At 46.4% G+C, this 15,898-nt stretch carries 13 protein-coding genes; 5 read left to right on the top strand and 8 right to left on the bottom strand.

From position 1 onward, the window contains the following. The first annotated feature begins 176 nt into the window (after window positions 1-176). On the top strand, window positions 177-2,087 hold the full coding sequence (locus tag VTAP4600_RS20300) for a TonB-dependent receptor domain-containing protein (RefSeq protein ID WP_102524593.1): 1,911 nt from the start codon (window positions 177-179) through the stop codon (window positions 2,085-2,087). A gap of 26 nt (window positions 2,088-2,113) precedes the next feature. Next, window positions 2,114-3,028 carry a siderophore ABC transporter substrate-binding protein gene (locus tag VTAP4600_RS20295; RefSeq protein ID WP_102524592.1) on the top strand — a complete coding sequence of 305 codons (915 nt, stop codon included), beginning with the start codon at window positions 2,114-2,116 and terminating at the stop codon, window positions 3,026-3,028. A 100-nt stretch (window positions 3,029-3,128) separates the two neighbouring features. Here the strand turns inward: VTAP4600_RS20295 and VTAP4600_RS20290 are convergent, their stop codons facing one another. The 8 genes from VTAP4600_RS20290 to VTAP4600_RS20255 form a co-directional block, all read right to left on the bottom strand. After that, window positions 3,129-4,019, bottom strand: a complete 891-nt coding sequence (locus VTAP4600_RS20290) for a LysR substrate-binding domain-containing protein (protein ID WP_102524591.1) — start codon at window positions 4,017-4,019, stop codon at window positions 3,129-3,131. Between the two features lie 217 nt (window positions 4,020-4,236). Next, window positions 4,237-4,638 (bottom strand): hypothetical protein, encoded by a 402-nt coding sequence (locus VTAP4600_RS20285; protein WP_102524590.1) that lies wholly within the window; start codon window positions 4,636-4,638, stop codon window positions 4,237-4,239. Window positions 4,639-4,937: 299 nt separating this feature from the next. Further along, the gene (locus tag VTAP4600_RS20280) at window positions 4,938-6,341 is read right to left on the bottom strand and encodes an FAD-dependent oxidoreductase (RefSeq protein WP_102524589.1); all 1,404 of its coding nucleotides are present in this window, start codon (window positions 6,339-6,341) and stop codon (window positions 4,938-4,940) included. 289 nt (window positions 6,342-6,630) lie between these two features. After that, the gene (locus VTAP4600_RS20275; RefSeq protein WP_102524588.1) at window positions 6,631-7,533 is read right to left on the bottom strand and encodes an EamA family transporter; all 903 of its coding nucleotides are present in this window, start codon (window positions 7,531-7,533) and stop codon (window positions 6,631-6,633) included. 74 nt (window positions 7,534-7,607) lie between these two features. Beyond that, window positions 7,608-8,312, bottom strand: a complete 705-nt coding sequence (gene phnR / locus VTAP4600_RS20270; RefSeq protein ID WP_102524587.1) for a phosphonate utilization transcriptional regulator PhnR — start codon at window positions 8,310-8,312, stop codon at window positions 7,608-7,610. Between the two features lie 10 nt (window positions 8,313-8,322). Further along, the gene (locus VTAP4600_RS20265; protein ID WP_415239703.1) at window positions 8,323-10,026 is read right to left on the bottom strand and encodes a putative 2-aminoethylphosphonate ABC transporter permease subunit; all 1,704 of its coding nucleotides are present in this window, start codon (window positions 10,024-10,026) and stop codon (window positions 8,323-8,325) included. 21 nt (window positions 10,027-10,047) lie between these two features. Next, entirely contained in the window at window positions 10,048-11,139 is a 1,092-nt protein-coding gene (locus tag VTAP4600_RS20260; protein WP_102524585.1) for a putative 2-aminoethylphosphonate ABC transporter ATP-binding protein, read from the bottom strand. Between the two features lie 166 nt (window positions 11,140-11,305). Then, on the bottom strand, window positions 11,306-12,316 hold the full coding sequence (locus tag VTAP4600_RS20255) for a putative 2-aminoethylphosphonate ABC transporter substrate-binding protein (protein WP_102525461.1): 1,011 nt from the start codon (window positions 12,314-12,316) through the stop codon (window positions 11,306-11,308). Between the two features lie 236 nt (window positions 12,317-12,552). Here VTAP4600_RS20255 and phnW point away from each other — a divergent pair, with 236 nt between their 5' ends. The 3 genes from phnW to phnX are packed head-to-tail and all read left to right on the top strand — an operon-like array spanning window position 12,553 to window position 15,840. Continuing rightward, window positions 12,553-13,659: a 2-aminoethylphosphonate--pyruvate transaminase gene (gene phnW, locus VTAP4600_RS20250; protein ID WP_102524584.1), complete on the top strand. Its 1,107-nt coding sequence runs from the start codon at window positions 12,553-12,555 to the stop codon at window positions 13,657-13,659. Beyond that, the gene (locus tag VTAP4600_RS20245; protein WP_102524583.1) at window positions 13,659-15,023 is read left to right on the top strand and encodes an aspartate aminotransferase family protein; all 1,365 of its coding nucleotides are present in this window, start codon (window positions 13,659-13,661) and stop codon (window positions 15,021-15,023) included. Before phnW ends, VTAP4600_RS20245 begins: the two co-directional genes overlap by 1 nt. Further along, window positions 15,016-15,840: a phosphonoacetaldehyde hydrolase gene (phnX, locus tag VTAP4600_RS20240; protein ID WP_102524582.1), complete on the top strand. Its 825-nt coding sequence runs from the start codon at window positions 15,016-15,018 to the stop codon at window positions 15,838-15,840. The genes VTAP4600_RS20245 and phnX overlap by 8 nt, the downstream gene beginning before the upstream one ends. The last annotated feature ends 58 nt before the right edge of the window (window positions 15,841-15,898 follow it).

Below are 15,898 nucleotides of genomic sequence, written 5' to 3'. Positions count from 1 at the left end.
GTCGGAAATCCGCCGTAAATTCACGGTGCCGATGATGAGCATAAGAGCCAAGTTGCAATGATATATCAATGAATTGTAACAGTTGTAAAAGTCGTTTACTCGGGGGCGCTTGCGACGCATTATCGCATCCGCATTTATTTAATCGATAATAATTATCATTAACAACGGAGGTTCCCGTGAAACCGACAGCGACGTTCAATTTAAGCCTTATAGCCACCTCTATCCTTCTCGCATCTGCGCCTTCTTTTGCCAGTGATGACGTAGAAGTCATTCAAGTGACGGCAACCAAAGCGCAACCTGTTGACATCAGTATTGACTCGGATGCACTCGATAAATCGCAAGCCCAAGATTTGAACGACATCTTCCGCAAACAATCGGAAGTGAGCGTAGGTGGCTCCTCTGGGGTATCACAGAAAATTTATGTGCGTGGTTTAGAAGATACCATGCTCAATGTCTCGATTGATGGTGCAGAACAATCTGGCAGCCTATTTCACCACCAAGGTCGCTTGTCTATTGAGCCAGAACTGCTTGAAAAAGTAGAAGTCAACGCTGGTGCCGGACGTGCCACCAATGGCCCCGGCGCTCTGGGTGGATCGGTCAAATTCACCACAAAAAATGCCGACGACTTACTGGCCGCCGATCAACAGTTTGGCGCTCAGTTAAAAGGGGGTTACTACTCCAATAACAAAGGCAAAAAAACCTCTGCCAGCCTTTATGGCCGTGTGGCTGATAACTGGGGTGTACTGACCTCATTTGGCTATACGAAGGGCGACAACCTAGTTAACGGTGACGGGGAAGAAGAGAAAAACACCGCATATGAACAGAAAGTGGCATTAGTGAAGCTTTCAGGCGACCTGACCGACACACAAACTCTGTCTTTGAGCTACGACTACCGCAACGATGACGGCACTCGTTTAATTAAGCCACACATGCAGCCCGTCGAATTCAAGAACAAAAACGTTCCGATTAAACAAGAAACCGATCGCCAAACCATTACGGCTAACCACAAATGGGCTCATAGCAGTAAGTTGAATTTGGATTCCACGCTTTACACTACGGCGAGCAAACTGGCACACATCGACAACCCAAGTTATGGCACCAGTAACGGCACAATCACCACGAACGGTGGCAAGGTATTCAACACCGCAAACTTTGCAAGCAATACCCTAATCACAGGTGTGGACTACAAAAAAGACCAATTACGCTTTGCAACGGGCGGAAAGGACCACACTGAAGATGGCACCGTTTACGGCGTATTTGTTCAAGATGATTGGCAGGTAACCCAAGCGTTATTGCTTTCAGCAGGTGCTCGTTACGATTGGTACAAGCTGGATGAAGATGGCCATTCCTCGTTCAGCTCCAGTGGCTTTAGCCCGAACGTCAGTGCCAGTTACTTCATTCTTCCTGAAATCAAGGTACATGCCAGTATTGCTCAAGCGTTTAGAGGCCAGCAAACAAAAGAAATGTTCTTAGTCGGCTGGGCGGTCAACGATGCTAACCGAGTTGCCGAAGAAGCCACCAATAAAGAAATCGGCGTGAACTACGCAAAACAGTCGTTCAGCGCGGGCATCACGCTGTTTGATAACAAGATTGAAAACGTGGTTGGCAAAACCAAAATCAACGGCAAAACCGTCATGGCTAATTTAGGGGAACTTCGCACTAAGGGTGTGACCGGTTACGCAGGCTATGAGTTTGAACGCGTGTCGACCCACCTGAGTTACAACCAGTCTCGCCCTGAACTCAACGGCAGCCCGTTGTTGGATTATCACTTCAATCTAGGCACATCCATTGGTGATACATGGGTTCTGGATGTGAATTATCAACATAACGACCGCTTAGCGTTCGGCTGGAACAGCCGCTTCGTAGAAAAACTAACGCATGTTGCTGCAGGCGAATCGGAGAAAGACGCTTACGACGTACACGATGTCTATGCTCGCTGGTTACCGATGGCGGGTGACGATCTAGCGCTTACTCTCAGCATTAAAAACCTGTTCGACAACTATTACAAAGATCACGCCTCTTGGTATGACTACGGTTATGCACAAGCCGGGCGAGATGTTCGCTTAAATGCCAGTTGGGCATTCTAATATCAAACTAACATAAAGGAATCACCATGATTAAGTCTCAATCTCTGGTCAAACACGTTCTCTTAGCGGCGACTTTGCTCTGCGCAAGTGTTGCAACCGCTAAAACCATCACTGTTGAGCATCCGATGGGCAGCACCACGCTCGAAACCAAACCACAGCGCGTTGTCGTTTTGGGAATGGACAGCTTAGATGTGTTGAACTCGCTCAAGGTTGAACCGATTGGTGTGGTCAAGAAGCCCATGCCTACGTACTTAGAACAATACCAAGCAGACAAGTACACCTCGGTTGGATCGCTGTTTGAACCCGATTTTGAGACCATTTACACCCTCAAGCCCGACTTAATCATCGTCAGCAACCGCAGCTCAGAATCCATGAAAGAGCTCTCCAAAATCGCACCAACGGTGTTGTTCATGGCGAACAGTGAAGATTTTTGGGGCTCTACCCAAAAAGCTTGGCGCATGATGGGGCAGATTTTTGAAAAAGAGGCAGAAATCGAAGCCAAGATCACCATGATAAGTAACCGAATTGCTGCAATTAATAAGGCCGTCACCAGTAAAAAGTACAACGCCCTCACCGTAATGAGCGCAGGTGGTAAAGTAACGGCGTTCGGTGCTTCATCACGCTTTGGTAGCATCCACACCTTGTTTGGCTTCTCTGAAGCGGTGTCCGACATTAAAAAAGCCAGCCACGGTGACGTGGTGAGTTACGAGTTCATTGCCACAGCCAAGCCAGACTTTTTGTTCGTACTCGACAGAGATACCGCAATTAGCAGAAAAGGCACCGAAAAAAGCCAGTTTGAAAACAAGCTGATTAAAAATACTCAAGCATACAAAGACAAGCGCATGACCTATCTCAACCCATACGCTTGGTACATTTCTGCAAGTGGTATTGAAGCGACAGAGCTCATGGTAGATAACATGGCTCAATCGCTAGCGCTATAAGTACAACGATCCTGTGTAGACTGCATAATCGGTCTTAGCTCAATCGCTAAGGCCGATTTTTTATATCAGCACCTAAAACAACGTTCGACGCTTACTTGCTTCAAATACAAGATTGCAACCATTGGCTGAATGCCGCTACGTTTTCACGCTGGTTATGCGATTGAGCCTGATGATTGGTGATCAAGTAGTGCTGGCTTTTACTTGGCATCGCGTAAGAGTGCAGCAGCACCAAATCGCCTTCTTTTAGTTCATTTTCCACTAACAAAGAACGCACCAACAACGGCCCCAAACTTTGCTTAGCCGCTTCAATCGCCAACATGGAATGCTCGAGTTGTAAGTAAGGTGATGAGACTTTGTTTGCATACCCCTGCGCATCAAACCAGCTTTGCCAGCTCTCTTGATAACCAAAAATCGCAAGTTTTTTGCTCTGCGCAACCGCTTCAAGTGACGCATCCTGCCAGCCTTGTTTTTGGAGCCAGTTCGGGCTTGCTACTGCCAACCAATTTTCTTGCCACAATGGCTTTGCGTTGACCTGTTCAAATGGGCCGTAGCCATTGATGATTTCGATATCAACCCCATCGTTTTGCTGCGGATAGGGGTGGGTAGTGGTGTGTATTTTAATATCAATATTAGGCTGCCTACGCAGAAAGTCGTCTAACCTTGGCAACAACCATTGCTGTGCAAAACTGTTCGCCACCCGCAAGGTTAATGTCTGTCGGTTTTGGCGCGTAAACAGGTGATCGGTGCCATTGGCTAGCGCATCAAATGTGTGTGTCAGAAGTGGCAAATAAAACTGAGCTTCTTCGGTTAATCGCAGCTTGGCACCCACACGCTCGAACAACTTAGCACTCAAAAAATGCTCGAGTTGCTTCACTTGCTGGCTAACAGCGGCGCGAGTCACGCTCAGCTCTTCGGCCGCTAAGGTCAGGCTGTTTAAACGGGCGGCCGCTTCAAAAGCACGAAGAGAATTTAAAGGAGGAAGATGACGCATAATAACTTAGATAAATACTGGCTAGATTACTCTAACCTAGCGCAGCATTGTTACAACTTGACGGTTAAGCAGCCTTGATCTCGCTAGTAGCACTGCATAAACTGCACGTTAACAAGCGATTAAAAAAGAAATAAAATCAAAAAAACCTCTCCCTACTCTACAAGGAAGAGGCTCTCATCAATGATTTAACGCATTCATTTTCTAACGAATTAATTGTTTAATTCGATTTTACCACATCCGCATTTAGTGCCAGTTTTTCGCTTGAAACATTGTTTGCGCGATAGAGTAAAGTAACAATTTGCCCTGTCATGATGATTAAGGCCGCAATAACCATCGGTGTTTTTTCACTGTAGCTATTTTCATGAAAATGCATAAATAGCTGAGACGTTGCTACTTGCATACCGATAAAGCCGAAAAGCACCGTTAGCGAGTTCGCTATAAAAGGACGAATTTCCAGCATCATCATAATGCCCAAAATACCAATGATTGTTCGCTCAACTTGACAGTAAGGGCACACATTCACTAAACCTACCCACTCGGTCATCCATGCCGCAAGCGATAGAAGCGTTAAAATAAAGCCCATTTTTTTACAATTACGATTAAATACAACAGAAAACACAACACACCCTCACAAAGGATTAACATCAAACCAAATGATAAGGTGAGGGTGTGCCTAATTCAATATCTTCGCTATTGCATATTTTAAGTGTATAGGTTTGTTAGTGCCGATGTGATAGCACCAATAAAATCAACTTGTTACTGTATATATCAGCTTATCATTCCCAGTATTTACCTTATTTAAGTGATAACGCCAAGACTGAAAATGATGTTTTTTGTGAGCTTGCTCATTATATTGTTGGTCATTGAATGATATTAACCTGATGACAGACAAATGATGCCTGTCCTTTCAAGCGCCACTTAATCCAATTTATCTGCTTTTCCCGCTGGCCCTGCGAGTTTCGCCAGCCATTTGTCCCACAACCAAGGTGTGTGCTCGCGGTCTTCGGCTGCTTCTTTACGCCTTACCGCATTTCGCACCGTCATCGCGCCAAGCCAACGAATTGGCTCCGGTGGAAAGTGCCCTCTTGGCCCGGTTGTTAAGCCACATTTTGCCCATTTATCGTCTAGGTCAAGTGCCATCGACGCCAGTATTTTTCCTCCTATCCGAGTCTGCGCGACGCCATTTCCCGAGTACCCCAAACCATAGAAGACATTATCTTGGTGTTTGAGGTGGCCAAAAAACGGCAGGCCAGTCACAGAGCGGTCAGAGCCTCCCGTCCAGTGATGATCTATCGCATCGCAGGGGAATAACGGAAACAAAGACTGAAATGAACGTTTTAACAAACCCAGGTATTTGGTCGGTCGGTGAAACATGGAATCCACTCGGTTCGCAAATGAGAAATGGTTTCCCCCTTTACCTAACATCAAACGTCCGTCACGGGTGTCTCGGTAGTAATGCACAAAGATCCGCGAATCAACGACAGTGGCACCTTGAGCAGGCCCCATTGTTTTCATCCGTTCAGGCATAGGTTTGGTGATGACCATGTCTGATGACACAACAACGATACTTCGCTTAAATTGACGAAAGTGATTCAGCATCCACGCGTTCAAGGCCAATATCACTTTACCTGCGGTGATCACCCCATTCGGTGTAACAATCTTTGCAGGTTGGCCAAACTTCAACTGAGTCATCTCCGTTTGCTCATAGATTTCAACACCTAACTCAAGTGCGACTCTACGTAACCCTCGGGCTAACAAAGCAGGCTGAACGCTGGCGGCATGTTCAGAGTAGTAGCCTTCTATATGTTTGTCAGAACCGGCTTTATTTTTTAGCTCTTTTGCTTCAATCGGAGACCAAGAGTTAATGCCAAGGCGTTTTAGCTCTTCTACTACCGGCTGCATTCCACCTTGTTGCGCGGTATTGGTTGCGGTGTAGTAGGTACCGTGGCGATAAAGCTCTGCATCAATGCCATGCTCAATGCAAAACTGCTCAATATCACTGATCACGCACTCAGACTGTTCGACTAACCACTTGGCTTCACTTTCACCATAGAGCTTTTTTAAGGTTGGGTATTTGGTCGCCCAAGTCAGCATACAACCCCCATTCGCACCAGAAGCACCACTGCCACATAGGCCTTTTTCTATCACGGTAACGTTAAGTTCTGGCTGTTGTTGCTTGAGCAAGATAGCCGTCCATAACCCTGTGTACCCGCCACCAACAATGGCGATGTCCGTTTCGATATCCTGAGTCAAAATATTCGGTGTTAATTCACCTTCTTTTTCTAATGCGTCTTTGAACCAGTAAGAATAATGAGGTTGCATGCTGTTGTTCCTATCGTTTAGTTACGATCAGAGTAAATGCCTGACTCCTTTTCTCCCAGTTAGGAAAACTAACGCTCATTGCCAGAAAATCTATTGTAGAAAGACCACCTTCATTCATAAAAATGCAACCCAGATAAGCGACCTATTTAGGTGCCTGTCCTTTCAAGAATCTATTTAAGTGTCTGTCCATTTAAGAACGTAAAAAGCACGCCTAAATTGGCGTGCCTGTCCTGTTAAGGAATAATTACAACATGTCCTTGTTAATAAGCGGATAAAACGGCGCGACTCGTTACGCCAAAGCGGTAATAAGCCCCAGTAGAATCAGCCCAACCCCAACGCCTCGTGTGGCGTACCATTTCTCTTTCAAAATGAAGACTCCCATCGCTAGGCCAAACACTATGCTGACCTGCCTAAGCGCGACCACCAAAGAGACATTGTCCGTCATGCTCATGGCATACAGCACTAAGGCATAGGTTCCCCCCATCATCACGCCAGCGATCGCGCCCTTTTTCCTTATCTGCCATGCTTGTGAAAAGGCTTTTTTATCTCGTTTAAGCAACAACCAAATGACAAGAGACAACACCATGGACCAAAACTGCACGGCTAAATAGAAAACGGCGCTGCTCGCTGAACTATGAATGCTAGACACGGTTGTATTTAAGAGGTCGATTGCTTGCTTATCAATGATGGAGTAGCCCGTTGTCCCGACTGCCGCAACCACCGCCCACAACACGCCAAGATTCAGATAAGACGACCAGTTAAGCTGCATAAAGTTAATTAAGGGAACCAACAAGCACCCGATAGTCAGTAGACTAAACCCTACCCACTGATGAAACTCTAAGCTGTGCCCTAACCAGTATGTTCCAATGCCAACCATCAGAACAGGCAAGGCTCGGGCGATCGGGTAAATTACGCCAATATCAGCTTGCTGGTAGGCATTCGCTAGCCCGAGCAAGTACACCGCTTGGCATGCACCGCTGAGCAAAACGAACACCATAAACTCTATCGGCCACTCAACACTGCTTGCCGACACCAAAAACCAAACGATAAATGGGGTTAAAATCAGAGCGGGAGCCAATGAAGAGGCGAGAAAGAATGCACTACCTGAACCTTGATTAGATTTTCCAATCAAGTTCCAGCCAGCGTGCAGCAGGGCAGAAAACAGCACCAATAAAAATGCAAATAGAGTCATGAGGGGTCTTGATTATCCTGAAAATAAAAATGGCTTCCTAATTAAGGAAGCCAAGTTAACATTGAAAGAGAGGGCTAATAGGCGAGCTCTGCAACGGATTCGATACTGATCGCGTCATGACGCCAATATTCGATATCGCAATCAATTAAGTCGCCCGATTGATTAAAATTGGTTCGTTCTACCACCATCGCAGGCGCCCCAGATGTCGCTCGTAACGCAGCGGCGGTTTCGCCGAGCAAGGATGTCGTGCCAATTCGGTAGCGTGTTTTTTGATACACCACCCCAAACTGCTCACGGTAGATATCCGTAAGGGATAAAGATAAGTCGAAGTCCAACAAGTTTGGAAACAACTCTGGGCGAATGAAATTGGTAACGTATACCACTGGTCGGTCTTCAAGGTAACGCACTCGATCTACACGGTAAACATCAGAAAAAGGCGCCAAATTCAGCAATTGAGATGCTTGTTTACTCGCAAGCATCGCTTTTGCTGCCAATAGTTCTGTTTTTGGTTTTCTACCTTGTTCTAACGCCATCCCTGTAAAATTCAAGGTTTGAGTTGGATCATAACGCAGCGGCTCTGGGGCGATAAACCAACCACGGCGGTCTTCGCGGTACAGCTTACCTTCCGACTCTAACAAGGATAAAGCTTCACGGAGCGTTACTCGCGTAGTATCAAAGCTTTCGGCTAATTTACGTTCCGACGGCAGTTTTTGTCTTGGCTGCAACATGCCTGAATCTATTTGCTCGACAATAACGTCTTTAATTTTTACGTACTGCACACTACATCCTTTATCGTTTACGCCATGCCTGAGTTCGTGCTTCTAACCATCCGCCGACCACCATGTGGATTAGTTTTGCACCAGCGGCCGTTATCATGATCATGACCGCCATCGCGGCTGCCGACCCAGTTTGCCCTGCATCGTCCATATTCAAAACCGATACCGACGCGGGAATGGTATCGGTAGAGTATAAGAATACTACCGCAGAAGTCGTCGTAAGTGCATTAATAAACAGATAACCTGCGATATCTAAAATGGCGGGTAAGCACACAGGCACCGTCACCTTCATAAACAATTTGTATTGCGCTAGGTTCACTGAAGCTGCGGTCGCTTCTATTTCTACAGGCATTTGTTTTAATGCCGTTAGCGCGGTCATATGCCCGACCGTATAATAGTGCACCACGGTATTAATGACGAGTATCGCCATGCCTCCGTATAAAAAGCTGAGCGGGTTACTCGCGTCGTTAAAAAAGAAAATATAGCCTAGGCCGAGCACCAAACCTGGTACTGCCATCGGGACCACACTCAGCATTTGCATCAACTGGCGCAAAGGCGAATACGCATTGCCTTTCTCAACTCCGTAAGCGCCAATGAATATCACAAAAGTACCGATTAATGCCGTCCATGAAGCAAGCGTCAGCGAGTTCCAATACGGGCTCCAACCATAGGTGCTTATTTCTGCAAAGTTATAATTGCTGAACGTCAGCGCTTTATTCCATGGCCAAAACGTCACAAGCGAGCCATAAACCGCCATCGCAAGCACAGCGACGATCGCCGTACAGATCACCAGACAATAGGCAAAACTCAACCAATCGCGTATTGGACTTGGTTCAGGTTGATAAGGGACAGAGCGAGTATCAAACAAACTTTTTTGTTTCTTTTGTACCCAGCGATCAACAACAAAAGCAAATAAAGCGGGTAACAGTAATAGAATACTGGTTACCGCACCCATGGCGAAGTTTTGTTGCCCAACCACTTGCTTAAAGATATCGGTCGCCAATACATTGTAACTGCCGCCTATTACCTTAGGCACACCAAAATCACACACCACCAAGGTAAACACCACAATCAAGGTACTGATCAATCCATACTTGGCAGCGGGCAGCGTCACAATGAAAAAGGTTTTAAAAGGCGATGTTTTTAATGCTCTGGCGGCTTCATAAAGCCGTGCATCTGAGGTGCGTAACGAGGTAGTTAAGATCATCAATGCATGAGGGAATGTCCAGAATATTAAACCTAGCGAAATACCAATAACGCCATAGATAGATTCCCCAGCTAACCATTCCTTTGCAATGCCTTGATTACCAAACAGAAAAATCAAGCTAATAGCGGGTAACAACGAAGGAGCCAGAATAGGGGCGCTGCCCAACACTTTAAAAACGCTTTTAAACGGCATGCAGGTTCTGGTTAGGGCGAAAGCGAAACCAAACGCCAGCACCCCAACAACACTCGTCACCACAAATCCCAGCGTTAACGTATTGCCTAATGAGTGCCATAAGCTGTCTGACGAAAAATATTGTTCAAAGTTTTGCAGGCCGACAAACTGGCCATCACTACTTTGCACACTTTTCTTTAGCATTGCCCATATCGGCAACACGATAAAAAGCCCCATAAAAATCAGCAGCGAAGCCAAGATAGTCAGTAATATCACCCTATCTTTACTGACTTTCTGTCGCCAACCAGACAATAAAGAACGAGACTGAGATTGAGTCATAACAGATTCCATTTGCATTTCCTACGCGGCGCTCTGGCGTGGTTTTTCATAACCTCGCACTTGCTCTTGCTGAATTTGCATTCGACAGATATCACCCACTTTAAAGTTGAGCTGCTGAGCTCTATTTATTGCGACATCAACATAAATAGACGGTGCCATCGCCTCAAATTGCAGTTGGCACTCCATCCGATAACAGGCTCCTTGAAATTCAATGCCCAGTATCTTCGCTGGAATGCCCAATTGATCGTGCGGGAACAAGTCTATGCTTTCGGGACGAACCGCCAAATCAAACTGCTCTCCCGTGTTCGGGGTAAAGTTATCTAAGGGCATCGCACCAAATAGGCTTTCGGCTATACGCATTTGTTTGCTATTCACTAGTGACGTTGGAATGAAGTTCATGCTGCCAACAAATTGCGCCACGAATCGGCTGGCTGGCTTTTGGTAAATCTCCTGGGGAGTGCCTACTTGCTCGATCACTCCGTGGTTCATGACCACAATACGATCGGCCATCGACAAAGCTTCTTCCTGATCGTGCGTCACCATGATGGTGGTAATGCCCAATTTGCGTTGCAATTGACAGATTTCGTCTCGTAAGTGGGTACGTACTTTGGCGTCTAACGCAGAAAGAGGTTCATCGAGCAACAATAAACCGGGAGAAAGAGCCAGCGCCCGTGCCAATGCTACGCGCTGCTGTTGTCCACCCGACAATTGATTGGGGTACTTTTGACCCGACGTCGGCAAGCCGATAGTTTCAAGCCACTCGGCAACTTTGCTTAACGCTTGTTGATTCGACATACCTTGATTTTTAAGCCCAACGGCAATGTTTTCTTCCACGGTTAAATTTGGGAATAGAGCGTAGGACTGGAAAACGATACCAAAATCGCGTTTTTCCGGGGGCAAGAACGTCGTATCTTGACCTGATTGGAATATTTCACCTGTGGTCGGTAAGTCTAGGCCTGCAATCGCACGTAATAGTGTCGTTTTACCGCATCCAGACGGGCCGAGGAAACTCACAAATTCACCTTGCTTAATGGCCAAAGAAATTTCTTTCAATGCACTAAACTGGCCAAATTTTTTGGTTAGGTTATTGATGTTCAAATAAGGTTGATTCATTGTCTCGTCAAACTCTTTAATTGGTATACACCAATACTAGTAATCAATTATGTCAGGTACATGACAAACCATGAAAAAAGGAAGGCCGAAACCTTCCTTTATTGCCTATTAATTCAATAGTGACTGACCAAATATGGTGTTAATGGCGCTCGCACTTTCATCGAGATTAAGACTTAGGCTCTGACTTTGAATCGAACTTATCAGACCATGTTTTCAATACGTTAGCACGCTCACTGCCCATGCGAGCAAAGTCCATTTTCGCCATCGACTTATCAACATCTGGGTAATTGGCGACGGTTTTAGACACATCCTTATGACCCACCACAGGGTAGCTTTCAATGTAAAGTTGGTTGGCATTTTTCGATACCGACCAATCGACAACGCGCTTCGCTGCGGCACTTGGCTTAACGAGGCCAACCGCTTCAGATTCCCAGCCAATCCCTTTAGGTAAAATCACCGACAATGGCGCACCTTGCGTTTTTAACTTAGCGCCACGTGTCGCCATTGAAATACCAATCGCCACCTCTCCCATACCCGCTTGAACACATGGTTTAGAGCCAGAGTGAGTGTAATGAGCAATATTGTTATCCAGCTTGCGCATGTAATCCCAAGCTTGGTCTTCACCCATGTTTTGTAACCAAGCCGATACCTGCATGTAGCCTGTACCCGACGACGCTGGGTTTGGCATAGCAATATGACCTTTATAGATTGGCTTAGTCAGATCTTCCCATGATGTTGGTTTCGGCAAGTTAAGCTGCTTTGCCACAATGTCGTTGAAACAAACCGCATTGAAAAACGCATCATTTCCATACCATGCTTGCCCACTTTGTGGATCATTCAAGCTTGGGCGAAGTGCTTCTACACCCGCAGGTGTATAAGGTTTAAGGATGCCTTTGTCTTTTAATAATGCCATCGAAGACCCGGCCAAACCCCACACGACTTCGGCGCGAGGGTTATTTTGTTCAGCTAACAATTTCGCAGTCATGATGCCCGTAGAATCACGAACCCATTTAATTTCAATATCTGGGTTCTCTTTCTCAAATGCCGCTTTGTATTTAGCAAGGATATCCGTCTCAAATGCGGTATACACCGTTACTTCTTGTGCTGCATGAGCTTGTGTAGCGAGTAAAGCAACGATCGCGGCCAATGAGCCTTTCATCAAACGGTTTTTCATCATCATCTCCAGTTGATTGTTTGGTATGTACCAGTTGACGAGAATCAAATTACCGCCTTTAGATGACGAAAACATGAAACGAATGTGGCAGTTTTACGACAGATTAATTAAGAACACGCTTAATCAATTTGCTATATGAAAGTTTTGTGAAATTGAATCGGAACGTCTTTTTTCAATCGGAATCCCTTGCTAAGGTATTACTATCAAATTGGTATAGTCCAAAATAAAGAGATCCGATAATGAAGAACGAATATTTGCTGCTAACACCTGGTCCTCTGTCTACATCAAGCACGGTGCGAAACGCAATGCTCAAAGACTGGTGTACTTGGGATGATGAATACAATATCGACGTTGTTGAAGTCATTCGCTCTAAATTAGTTGCCCTAGCCACGCAACAACACGGCTATACCAGCGTACTTATGCAAGGCAGTGGCACAGCGTCAGTTGAAGCCACGATTGGTAGTGTTATTGATAACAATGGCAAACTATTAGTGGTTGATAATGGCGCTTATGGCGCACGCATTGCCCAAATTGCAGACGTACTCAACATTCCATGCCGTGTGGTTTCCCCTGGTGAGACATCACAGCCAGACTTGAACGAAATGGAAACCACACTGGCCATGGATACCGACATCACTCACGTTGCCATTGTGCATTGTGAAACGACCACCGGCATGCTCAACCCAATTGAGCCCATCGCAGCCATGGCGAAAAAGCACGATAAAAAAGTCATTTTAGATGCCATGTCGAGCTTTGGCGGCATACCAATGGACATCGGTGAGCTAGGCGTCGACTTTATGATTAGCTCAGCCAACAAGTGCATTCAAGGCGTTCCTGGTTTTGGCTTTGTTATCGCTAAGCAATCTGAGTTGGAAAAATGCCAAGGCCTTGCTCGCTCGCTAAGCCTAGACTTGTTTGACCAATGGCAGTGCATGGAGCAAAACAACGGTAAGTGGCGCTTTACGTCTCCGACTCATACGGTACGAGCGTTTCACCAAGCACTTCTAGAGTTAGAGCATGAAGGTGGCATAGAAGCCCGCGCCAATCGATATAAGGCGAATCAAACCACCTTAGTTGCCGGCATGAAGGCGCTAGGCTTTACGCCACTACTGGACGAGTCATTACACTCACCAATCATTACTTCTTTCTATTCACCGACTCACCCAGATTATCAATTCAACGTCTTTTATGAGCGTTTAAAAGAGCAAGGCTTTGTTATCTACCCTGGCAAGGTGTCCAATGCCGATTGCTTCCGAATTGGTAATATTGGTGAAGTCTATCCCACTGATATTGAACGCCTCATTGAAGCCATTCAACACGCTATGTACTGGCAGGTAGGCGCATAATGAGCACTCATTTTAAAAGTGAAGGTGACATCAACACCACGCCAGCGAGGCAAGAATGGAGCGAATCTATTCAAGACCCAACCACCCAAACCTTGCTAGAGCGCGATGCAAAGGTGTTCCTTCATCAAGCCATGTCAACGCCGTGCCTCGACGCGTTAACCGGGGCCGAAGGTATTTATTTGCAAGATGCGGCAGGCAAGCAATACATGGATTTTCACGGCAATAACGTACACCAACTCGGTTATGGCCACCCTCACGTGTTACAACGCGTGCAACAGCAAATGGCCGACTTGCCATTTTCACCAAGACGCTTTACCAACCAAACCGCCATTGCTTGCGCTGAAAAGCTCAGCGACATTTGCGGTGGTGAGCTTAATCGTGTGCTGTTTGCTCCGGGTGGGACTTCGGTAATTGGCATGGCGTTAAAGCTGGCTCGTCATATCACGGGTAATTATAAAGTCGTCTCCCTGTGGGATTCATTTCACGGCGCATCACTGGATGCCATTTCTGTTGGCGGTGAAGCCTGTTTCAGAGAAGGCATGGGGCCACTCATGGCTGGCGTTGAACGAATTCCACCCGCGGTGAGCTACCGAGGAGCACTGCCTTCTCAAGATGGCAGTGACGTTCACTATGCCGATTACCTTGAATACGTTATCGAAAAAGAAGGCGGCATCGGCGTTTTCATTGCGGAAGCCGTTCGCAATACCGATGTACAGGTGCCAAGCAAAGCCTACTGGCAACGCATTAGAGAAATTTGCGACAAACACAACGTCATGTTGATCATTGATGACATTCCAAATGGCATGGGTCGCAGTGGTGAATGGTTTACCCACCAAGCCTTTGATATCGATCCAGATATCTTGTGTATTGGTAAAGGGTTTGGCGGTGGTTTAGTGCCTATCGCTGCCATGGTCACCAAAGACAAATACAACACCGCAGCGCAAATATCGTTGGGTCATTACACCCATGAAAAAAGCCCTATCGGCTGCGCGGCCGCACTGGCCACCATGGAAGTGATTGAACAAGAAAATCTGCTCGCTAAAGTACGCCAAGACAGCGAATTCGTTAAAACATCCTTGCTGGCTATGAAAGAAAAATACCCAATCATTGGTGACGTACGTGGCATTGGCCTACTTTGGGGAGTGGAACTGGTCACAAACCAAGTCAGCAAACAACGGGCTTTTGACGAAGCGGAAGCGGTGCTCTATCAATGCCTTAATCAAGGACTTAGCTTTAAAGTTTCTCAGGGCAATGTTATCCAACTCAGCCCTCCATTAATCATCACCCGAGAACAACTCACACAAGCGCTGGCTATTTTCGAGCAAGCGATTGAAAACGTATGTAAGGAATTCAAACATGTCTGATTCATCTAAAAGCCCGATCCAAGCTGTAATTTTTGACTGGGCTGGAACCATTGTCGATTTCGGTTCATTCGCGCCAACGTCTATTTTTGTTGAAGCGTTCAAAACTGAATTTGATTTTGATATTAGCCTTGAAGAAGCTCGTGTCCCAATGGGTCTTGGAAAATGGGATCACATTCAAGCAGTCGGCAAACTGCCTTCTGTCGATGCTCGCTGGCAAGCTCAGTTCAGCCGTTCGATGGACAATAATGACATCGACCGCATCTACGCAACCTTCATGCCTTTGCAAAAAGCCAAAGTGGCCGATCACGCAGAGCCTATTTTGAACGCAGTGGAAGTGGTGAATAATCTAAAAGATAAAGGCATTAAGATTGGGTCATGCTCTGGCTACCCACGCCAAGTGATGAATGTACTCATTCCTGTCGCAGCCGATTACGGTTACAAGCCAGATTACGTTGTCGCAACGGACGACCTACCACACGGTGGCCGACCAGCACCACACATGGCGCTTAAGAACGTCATTGAGCTTGGAGCAAATAACGTCGGCGCTTGTGTCAAAGTAGATGATGCCGCACCTGGCATTGATGAAGGCCACAATGCTGGTATGTGGACAGTCGGCTTATTGCTTTCAGGTAATGAAGCGGGACTCACGTATCAAGAATACTTGGATGCCAATGAAGCAACGCTTGGTTTAGCTCGTGAGAAAGCACGCACCAAACTAAGCAAGTCGACCCCCCATTACCTAATAGACACCATTTCTGATCTACCAGAAGTCATGGCTGATATCGAAAAACGTTTATTGCAGGGCGAGCGCCCTTAACCTGCTCTTAAGCCTCATTCCGGCATTAATCAGGGCTCCCATTAACGGAGCCCTTTGC

The sequence above is a fragment of the Vibrio tapetis subsp. tapetis genome, from assembly GCF_900233005.1.
GTDB classification, from domain to species: domain Bacteria; phylum Pseudomonadota; class Gammaproteobacteria; order Enterobacterales; family Vibrionaceae; genus Vibrio; species Vibrio tapetis.
Note: the sequence above shows the minus strand (reverse complement) of the source record. Positions and strands in the feature narration are given on the sequence as shown.